Origin of the sequence: Streptomyces sp. MBT53, from assembly GCF_016654115.1 — a bacterium.
Classification (GTDB): domain Bacteria; phylum Actinomycetota; class Actinomycetes; order Streptomycetales; family Streptomycetaceae; genus Streptomyces.
In genome coordinates this window covers 1-8,185 of record NZ_JAEQAZ010000300.1, presented here as the reverse complement: position 1 = coordinate 8,185, position 8,185 = coordinate 1, and the positions used below count along the sequence as shown (strand labels likewise).

8 protein-coding genes and 1 pseudogene are annotated in these 8,185 nt (G+C 71.5%); 4 read left to right on the top strand and 5 right to left on the bottom strand.

The genetic code is table 11. The annotated features are described in order from the left end of the window. The first annotated feature begins 24 nt into the window (after positions 1-24). Entirely contained in the window at positions 25-843 is an 819-nt protein-coding gene (locus JHN45_RS48790; protein ID WP_201055912.1) for a helix-turn-helix domain-containing protein, read from the top strand. Here JHN45_RS48790 and JHN45_RS48785 read toward each other — a convergent pair. From JHN45_RS48785 to JHN45_RS48770, 4 genes are all read right to left on the bottom strand, one after another. Next, on the bottom strand, positions 809-1,759 hold the full coding sequence (locus JHN45_RS48785) for an alpha/beta hydrolase (protein ID WP_201055910.1): 951 nt from the start codon (positions 1,757-1,759) through the stop codon (positions 809-811). The genes JHN45_RS48790 and JHN45_RS48785 overlap by 35 nt on opposite strands. A gap of 73 nt (positions 1,760-1,832) precedes the next feature. Next, the gene (locus JHN45_RS48780; protein ID WP_201055908.1) at positions 1,833-2,555 is read right to left on the bottom strand and encodes a cation transporter; all 723 of its coding nucleotides are present in this window, start codon (positions 2,553-2,555) and stop codon (positions 1,833-1,835) included. Further along, positions 2,555-2,890, bottom strand: a complete 336-nt coding sequence (locus tag JHN45_RS48775) for a helix-turn-helix transcriptional regulator (RefSeq protein WP_201055906.1) — start codon at positions 2,888-2,890, stop codon at positions 2,555-2,557. The genes JHN45_RS48780 and JHN45_RS48775 overlap by 1 nt, the downstream gene beginning before the upstream one ends. A 75-nt stretch (positions 2,891-2,965) precedes the next feature. Beyond that, the gene (locus tag JHN45_RS48770; protein ID WP_201055905.1) at positions 2,966-3,997 is read right to left on the bottom strand and encodes a cation diffusion facilitator family transporter; all 1,032 of its coding nucleotides are present in this window, start codon (positions 3,995-3,997) and stop codon (positions 2,966-2,968) included. A 304-nt stretch (positions 3,998-4,301) separates the two neighbouring features. Between JHN45_RS48770 and JHN45_RS48765 the strand changes: the two genes are divergently transcribed. Continuing rightward, the gene (locus JHN45_RS48765; protein ID WP_201055904.1) at positions 4,302-4,658 is read left to right on the top strand and encodes a DoxX family protein; all 357 of its coding nucleotides are present in this window, start codon (positions 4,302-4,304) and stop codon (positions 4,656-4,658) included. Between the two features lie 66 nt (positions 4,659-4,724). Here the strand turns inward: JHN45_RS48765 and JHN45_RS54275 are convergent, their stop codons facing one another. Next, entirely contained in the window at positions 4,725-4,850 is a 126-nt protein-coding gene (locus tag JHN45_RS54275) for a hypothetical protein (protein WP_267930101.1), read from the bottom strand. 156 nt (positions 4,851-5,006) lie between these two features. Between JHN45_RS54275 and JHN45_RS48760 the strand changes: the two genes are divergently transcribed. Next, entirely contained in the window at positions 5,007-6,614 is a 1,608-nt protein-coding gene (locus JHN45_RS48760) for an acyl-CoA carboxylase subunit beta (RefSeq protein WP_374195691.1), read from the top strand. A gap of 66 nt (positions 6,615-6,680) precedes the next feature. After that, a pseudogene (locus tag JHN45_RS48755) lies at positions 6,681-8,120 on the top strand (fatty acyl-AMP ligase); the annotation flags it as partial. Between the last annotated feature and the right edge of the window lie 65 nt (positions 8,121-8,185).

Genomic DNA, 8,185 nt, shown 5'->3' with positions numbered 1-8,185 from the left:
CACATCAAGAAAGGTAGGACCACGATGCCGGGAGGCAGGCTCACCCAGCAGGAACGTCAGCAGATCGCGCTGGGACTGGCCGACAGCCTCCCCTACGCCGAGATCGCCCGCCGCCTCGACCGTCCCACCTCGACGATCACGCGCGAGGTGATGCGCAACGGCGGCCCCACCACCTACCGCGCCGACCTGGCCCACCGCGCCACCGAACGCCGCGCCCACCGGCGCAGGCACACCCCGCCCACGGGACAGGGAGCGCCGGTGCGGGACCGCGGGCGCGACGACGAGGCCGTGCGCGAGTACGAGGAGGCGTTCACCACCCTCCTGATGCAACAGGGCCTGCCCAAGATGTCGGCTCGCGTACTGACCTGCCTCTTCACCGCCGACGCGGGGAGCCTCACCGCGTCCGAACTCGTCCAGCGCCTCCAGGTCAGCGCCGCGTCCGTCTCCAAGGCGATCGCGTTCCTCGAAGAGCAGGGCCTCGTCAGCCGGTCACGCGACGACCGCCGCCGCGAGCGCTACTACGTCGACGACGACGTCTGGTACCAGTCGACCATCGCCAGCGCCCGCGGCACCGCGCAGGTCGCCGCGATCGCCCGCCGGGGCGTCGGTGTCCTCGGCCGCGACAGCCCGGCCGCCGCCCGCCTGGAGAACATCGCCCGCTTCAGCGACTTCATCAGCGAGAGCATCCTCCGGGCAGCGGAGCAGGTCCGCGAAGTCCTCCACACGAAACCCGGAACCCGGGACGACGCCGGTGACCCCACCGCAGCCGACGCGGATCGCGGACAGGCAGCCACTGCCCGACCGGGCGTCAGCGGAAGCGGACGTCGCCGAGCAGGTCGGTGACGTCCGCGAAGACGCGCTCTCCCGCTGCCGCGGCGGCCGGCGAGAGGGTGTCGAGGGTGAGGAATCCGTGGACCATCCCTGCCTCGCACCGGTGTCTGACCGGAACGTCCGCGGCGGCCAGCCGAGCGGCGTAGGCGTCGCCCTCGTCCCGGAGCGGATCGTGCTCGGCGGTGACGACAACGGCGGGCGGCAGCCCGCCGAGGTCGACGGCGTGCAGCGGGCTGACCTCGGGGTCGGCGCGCCGGGCCGGATCGGGGACCCATTGCTCGGCGCCCCAAGCCACGTCGTCGGTCGTCAGGCCCCAGCCCGTGCCCTTCGACCGTGTGCTGGGACAGGAGAGCGTCAGATCGGTGTTCGGGTACAGCAGCACCTGGGCGGCCGGCAGCGGTCCGCCCTCGTCACGCAGGCGCAGACAGGCGAGCGCGGCGAGATTGCCGCCGGAACTGTCACCCATGACGACGATCGGGCCCGCGCCCCCGGGAACTCCACCTGCCGCCGCCCACCGGATGGCGTCCACGCAGTCGTCGACGGCGGCCGGCCACGGGTGCTCCGGTGCCCGCCGGAAGTCGACGCTCAGCACGGCTGTCCCGGCACCGAGCGCCAGTCGCCGGCACGCCCGGTCGTGCGACTCCAGATCGCCGATCGTCCACATCCCGCCATGCAGGAACACCACGAGCGGCCCGCCCCGCGCCGAGGGCCGGTAGAGGCGGGCCCCCACGCCGGCCGGGCCGACCGTCAGATCCTCGACGTGGGCGATCCCGGGCCCCGGCGGCCGGGCTTCGGCACGGAGTCGCTGCGCGCGACGCAACTCCACCGCGCCCACGACCCGGGCGGGAGGTCCGGGATCCTGTCGAACTGCCTTGATGAAAGCGGTCAGTTCGGCATCGGCGAGCGGAGCGTCGATCGGTTCGGCCATGCGGGCCAGGATGCCATCTTGATCCGTACGAGCCCTCGGCCGCGTCCGGCCGCGGTCCGCCGCCGGGTCCTGGTCAGGCAGAGCACGCGCAGCCCGGCCGACAGCCGCACGGATCCGCCTGGGCCTCAACGGGCAGTACCGCGGCGGTGGTTGGAGCGCAGCACCCCTTGCCCTGCCAGGCGTCGCGGCCCTCCTTGACCGCGACGGCCGCGATCACCAGGGCGGCCGCCGGGTCGGCCCAGGACCAGCCGAGTACGGCATTGGCGACCAGGCCGGTCAACAGCACCGCCGAAAGGTAGGTGCACAACAGGGTCTGCTTGGAGTCGGCGACGGCCGACGCCGAACCCAGTTCGCGCCCCGCCCGGCGCTGGGCGGCGGACAGGAACGGCATCACCGCGAGCGACACGGCGGCGAGGGCGATACCGGCGAACGAACGGTCCGCCTCGCCGGCCCCGACGAAGGCGCGTACGGAATCCACGGCCACGTAGAGCGCCAGGGCGAAGAACGAGAGGGCGATGATCCGCAGCGCCCGCGCCTCCCGGGCCTCGCGCACCGCGTGATCGGGCGCGGAGAACTGCCAGGCGACCGCCGCCGCCGAGGACACCTCCACCACGGAGTCGAGACCGAAGCCGACGAGCGCGCTGGACGACGCGGCGGTCCCGGCGGCCAGGGCGATGACCGCCTCGACGACGTTGTACGCGATGGTCGCGCCCACCAACAGCCGTATGCGGCGGGTCAGTTGGTCGCGCCGGACCGGCGACGGGCCCGGCGGGGCCAGGGATGTCCCGGCGCCCATCAGCAGCAGCCCTTCGCGTCGGCGTCCGGGCAGGTGCGGTCGCTCTCCACCGCCAGCACCGCCGTCCGCAGATCCTGCAGCGCGTGACCGAGGCGGGGATCGGCGAGCTCATAGCGGGTACGGCGGCCGACCGGCACGGCGACGACGAGACCGCAGTCGCGCAGACACGCCAGGTGGTTGGAGAGCCGGGTCCGGGAGATGCCCAACTCCTCGGCCAGATCGGCTGGGTGGGCCGGGGCCTCGCGCAGGGCGAGCAGCAGACGGCAGCGGATCGGGTCGGCGAGGGCGCGGCCGAAACGGGCCAGCACCTCGACTTCGGAGGCGAGACTCAGCATACGGCGACGGTACAGGAGATCCTGAATTCAGGAAATCCTGTACTCATGGACTGTCGGCCGTCAGTGGTCGGCCGGTCAGTGGTCGTGCGGGCCGGGTCGGTGGACGGGACCGTGGGCGTCGTCGCAGTGTCCGTCCCGGTCGTCGTCGGCGGCACTGGTGATCTGCAGCAGGTCAGGGGCGTCCTCGCCCAGGTGGTCGACCTGCAGCGTGGCATGGCTGATGCGGTAGTCCTCCAGAAGCATCTTCTGCAGGCCGCGGCGCACGGCGTGGCAGTCGCCGCCCGGCTCGACCAGGACGTGGGCGGACAGCGCGCTCTGGCCGGAGGTGATCGTCCAGACGTGCAGGTCGTGCACCTCGACCACGGTGTCCTGCGCGGCCAGGCGGTCACCGACGGCATCGGGGTCGATCCCGGCGGGCGCGGCTTCGAGGAAGATCCGTCCGGAGTCGCGGACCAGGCCGTAGCCGGCCTTGAGCATCAGGACCACCACGAACAGCGAGGCGATCGCGTCCGCGCGGGCGAAACCGGTGGTGAGGACGACGGCTCCGGCGACGGCGGTGGCGATGAAGCCGAACAGGTCGGTGAGGATGTGCTGGTAGGTGCCCTCGACGTTCAGCGAGGTGCGGTTGGCCCTGGAGATGCACCAGGTGGCCACCAGGTTGACCGCCACTCCGACCAGTGCGGTGACCAGGACCAGGCCGCCGGTGACCTCCGGCGGGGAGACGAGACGACGTACCGCCTCGTAGGCCAGCCACACCGAAAGGAGCAGCAGGGTCAGGCCGTTGGCCTGCGCGGAGAGGATCTCCACGCGCTTGAGGCCGTAGGTGAAGTGGCCCTTCGCCGGGCGGGCCGCCAGTCGCATCGCGACCAGTGCCAGCACGATGGAGGCGACGTCGGTGAGCATGTGCGCGGCGTCGGAGATCAGCGCCAGCGAGTTGGCCGCCACCCCGACCACGACCTCGGCGAGCATGAACACACTGATCAGCACCAGGGCGATCGTCAGCCAGCGCCGGTCGGCGTCCGCGGACACCCCGTGGGAGTGACCGGAATGACCACCGCCGCTGTCGTGGTCGTGGCCGCCGTGCTCGTGGTCGTGGTGGTCGGACACGGGAGCTCCCAGGAGTCGCGGTTCTGCGTCGGCGGAGAGCAAGTCAACCGCGCCCCGGAGGGTTTCTCCAAAGCCTGCAATGAGCACCGTTACCACTGTCACCTGCGGCGTTGCCGGGACCCCGTGCCGGACACCGGCCGCCGTGCTCCACGCGCCCGCGATGCCGTCTCCTTGGTTCTCTCCGCTGGGTTCGCCCGACCGCTCGCCGATGTCACGAAAACGAGGCGTCGGCCCGTCCTACAGGCGAAGCGCATGGTGCAACGGACTGCCCAGCAGCGCCACTCACCACAGAAATGGAGATGACTTGTTCGCCGCCTACCTCACGGTGACCATCCTCGGCGCGGTCTTCAACGGTGCCGCCGCCGTCACCTACCTGATCGGCCACGAGTACCCCAAGACCCAGGCGGACATGAAAGGACTGCCCCGGAAGTGGGTACCGGTACTGGGCATGCTGCTCGCGGCGGGTACCGCGGGGCTGCTGGCCGGACTCGCCGTGCCCCTGCTCGGAACCCTCGCGGCCTCCGGCCTGGTGCTCTACTTCATCGGGGCCATCGTCGCCCACCTGCGTGTCGGCTCCCGCAACATCGTGGGCGGGATCGTGTTCCTCGGCACCGCGACAGCGGCCCTGGTCCTGGGCCTGGAACACCACGGCCCCTGGTGACAGGCGAGGCGGTCAAGGCCCGCCCGTCTCCTGCTTCCCGCCTTCGCGCGGGCCGACGCCGCCGGCTCAGCCCTCCGGGTGGGCGAGTACCGCCAGGATCCGGCGGTTGTCGTCCTCGGAGGGTTCGAGGCCGAGTTCGGCGAAGTGGTTGTAGCCGCGTTTGCTGACGGTCTTCTGAGTGTTCGCAGACACGCTGTTGTGACCGCGGCGGACCGGGAGACCACGGTCCGTTTGTAGTCCGTCTATGAACGCGGCACCCCCGACCACTCAACAACCTCACATTGGCGGCGGAAAGGAGGACCGCACCGCGCGGAACTGCCATGCTCGCAACCCCCGAAGGAGGTGGCTGTGACCTCGACCGCGGAAACCCTGGGATCGTCCGTGCCCGCCGCGCGTACAACGGCGGCACGTCTCGCGGATCTCGCCGCCCGACAGCGGCGGGCCCTGGCGGGTGGCTCCGCGTCGGCTGTCGCCCGGCAGGCCGCTCGTGGCCGACTGACGGCCCGTGAACGCGTCGCCCGGTTGCTGGATCAGGGGTCGTTCGTCGAGACCGGCGGGTTGGTACGCGCTCGGAGTGGCGCCGATGACGCGGCGTACGGCGACGGTGTGGTCACTGGCTCGGGCACCGTCGGCGGGCGCCCGGTGTGTGTCTTCGCGCAGGACGCCACCGTCCACGGCGGCAGCATGGGCGAGGCGTTCGGGGAGAAGGTCGTCAGCACGATGGACCTGGCCCTGAAGACCGGGTGCCCGATCATCGGCCTCAACGACTCCGGCGGCGCGCGCATCCAGGAAGGTGTCGCCTCGCTCGCCCTCTACGCCGAACTGGCCCGCCGCAACGTCGAGGCCTCGGGTGTCATCCCGCAGATCTCCGTGATCATGGGCCCGTGCGCGGGTGGTGCCGCCTACTCGCCGGCCATCACCGACTTCACCGTCATGGTCGACGGGACTTCGCACATGTTCGTCACCGGCCCGGACGTCATCGAGGCCGTGACCGGCGAGCGTACGACAGCCGAGGAACTGGGCGGTGCCCGCACCAACAACTCCGGGAACGGCAACGCCCATTTCCTCGCCGAGGACGAGGACGACGCCCTGGACCTCGTCCGCGTCCTGCTCGCCTACCTTCCGGCGAACAACCGCGAAAGCCCGCCCGAGTACGCCTTCCCTCCTCGCACTCTCGACCCCACCCCCGACGACCTGCGCCTGGACGGTCTCATCCCCGACCGCCCCGAGACGGCGTACGACATGCGCGAGATCCTGCGCACCGTCGTCGACGACGGCGAACTGCTGCAAGTACACGAGCTGTTCGCGCCCAACATCCTCTGCGCCCTGGCCCGGGTCGAGGGCCGTTCGGTCGGTGTCGTCGCCAACCAGCCCCTGCACAGTGCCGGCGCGCTCGACATCGACGCCTCCGAGAAGGCCGCGCGGTTCGTACGGTTCTGCGACGCGTTCGGCATTCCGCTGCTGACCTTCGCCGACGTTCCGGGCTACCTCTCGGGCACCCAGCAGGAGCAGACCGGGATCATCCGCCGCGGCGCCAAGCTGCTCTACGCCTACGCCGAGGCCACCGTCCCCAAGGTCACCGTCGTGGTCCGCAAGGCGTACGGCGGCGGATACGCCGTCATGGGCTCCAAGCACCTGGGCGCCGACGTCAACCTCGCCTGGCCCACCGCCAGGATCGCCGTGATGGGCGCCGAGGGCGCGGTCACCGTCCTGCACCGCCGTGAACTCGCCGCGGCTGCCGCGGTCGGCGAGCAGGCCGCGGCGGACCTGAGGGCGAAGCTCGTGGAGGAGTACGAGACCGCCTGGGCCACCCCCTACGCGGCTGCCGCACGCGGCTACATCGACGCGGTCATCGCGCCGAGCGCCACCCGGGCGCACATCACCCGGGCCCTGAACACGCTGCGTACCAAACGTGCCGCCGTCCCCGAGCGCCGGCACGGCAACATCCCGCTGTGAGTGAAGCGAAGCCGTAGCCGCATCACCCCGGACGGGGACACCACCTGTGACGTGAGGAGTTCCCCCATGCCCGCGCACGCCCTTCCGCACGCCCCCGGCACATCCTCAGCAGCCCCGGACCGCCCGACCACGCTCCCCGCCCACCTCGCGCACTGGGCCCAACACACCCCCATCCAACCGGCGTTCACCTTCGTCGACCACACTTCCTCCGGGTTACGGGGCAGCCACCGCACCCTCACCTGGCAGCGCGTCGACATACGGACCCGGGCGGTCGCCGCCCGGCTCGCCGACACCGTGGCTCCGGGCGAACGCGTCGCCGTTCTCTGTCCCCAGGGCACCGAATACGCCATCGGCTTTCTCGCCGCGCTGACCGCCGGTGCCGTCGCCGTGCCCATGTTCACCCCGGATCTGCCCGGGCACGGCGACCGTCTGGCCGGAGTCCTGGACGACGCGCAGCCCTCGGCCGTCCTCACCACCGGCGCCGCGGCCGAGAGCGTGGGCACCTTCCTGGACGCGCACGGCCTGCGCCACCGCCTGATACTCACCGACTTCGTCTCCGACGACCAGGCCGACACATGGCAACCGCCCGCTCTGGACGAACAGTCGACCGCCTACCTCCAGTACAGCTCCGGATCGACCCGGTTCCCCACGGGCGTCGAGATCTCGCACGCCAACGTCGTCGCCAACGCCCACCAGGCGCTCACCGCGTACGGCGCCGAGGACCGCCGTCTCACCATGGTCGGCTGGCTGCCGCTCTATCACGACATGGGACTGGTGCTCAGCGTCGCCGCTCCCGTCGTACGCGGACTGCTGTCCGTCCTGATGGATCCCCTCGCCTTCCTCCAACGGCCCGCCCGCTGGCTGCAGTTGCTGTCCGAGCACCCGAACGCCCTCAGCGCGGCACCGAACTTCGCGTACGACTACTGCGCGGCCGTCGTCGCCGAGGAGGACAAGGCCGGGCTGCGGCTGGACCGGGTCGCCGCGCTCATCAACGGCAGCGAACCCGTACGGCCCGAGACCGCCGATCGCTTCGGCGCGGCCTTCGCCGGACAGGGCCTTCCGGCCGACGTCCACTGCCCGTCGTACGGGCTCGCCGAAGCCACCGTCTTCGTCAGCGCCCACCGGCCCGGACAGCCGTTGCGCCGCTACGCACTGGACCGCGAGGCACTGGCGGCCGGCAAGGCCCTGGCTGTTCCGCCCGGTGACCCGGCCGCGGTCCTGCTTGCCGCCTGCGGTGAACCCGTCGGTCAGGCGGTGCGCATCGTCGACCCCGTCACCGCCACCGTGCTGCCCGCGGGGGAGGTGGGCGAGATCTGGGTGCAGGGACCCAACATCGCGCGCGGATACCTGGAGCACGGCCCGCAGACCCGCAAGACCTTCCAGGCCCGACTCGCGCACGCCCCCGGACACTGGCTGCGCACCGGTGACCTCGGCACTGTCCTCGACGGACAGCTCCTGGTCACCGGACGCCTGAAGGACCTGATCATCGTCGACGGACGCAACCATCGAATGGGCTGACACCTGCCAGCACTCTGCGGGGTCGACTACCTGGCGGGTTCGGGTGCGGGGTT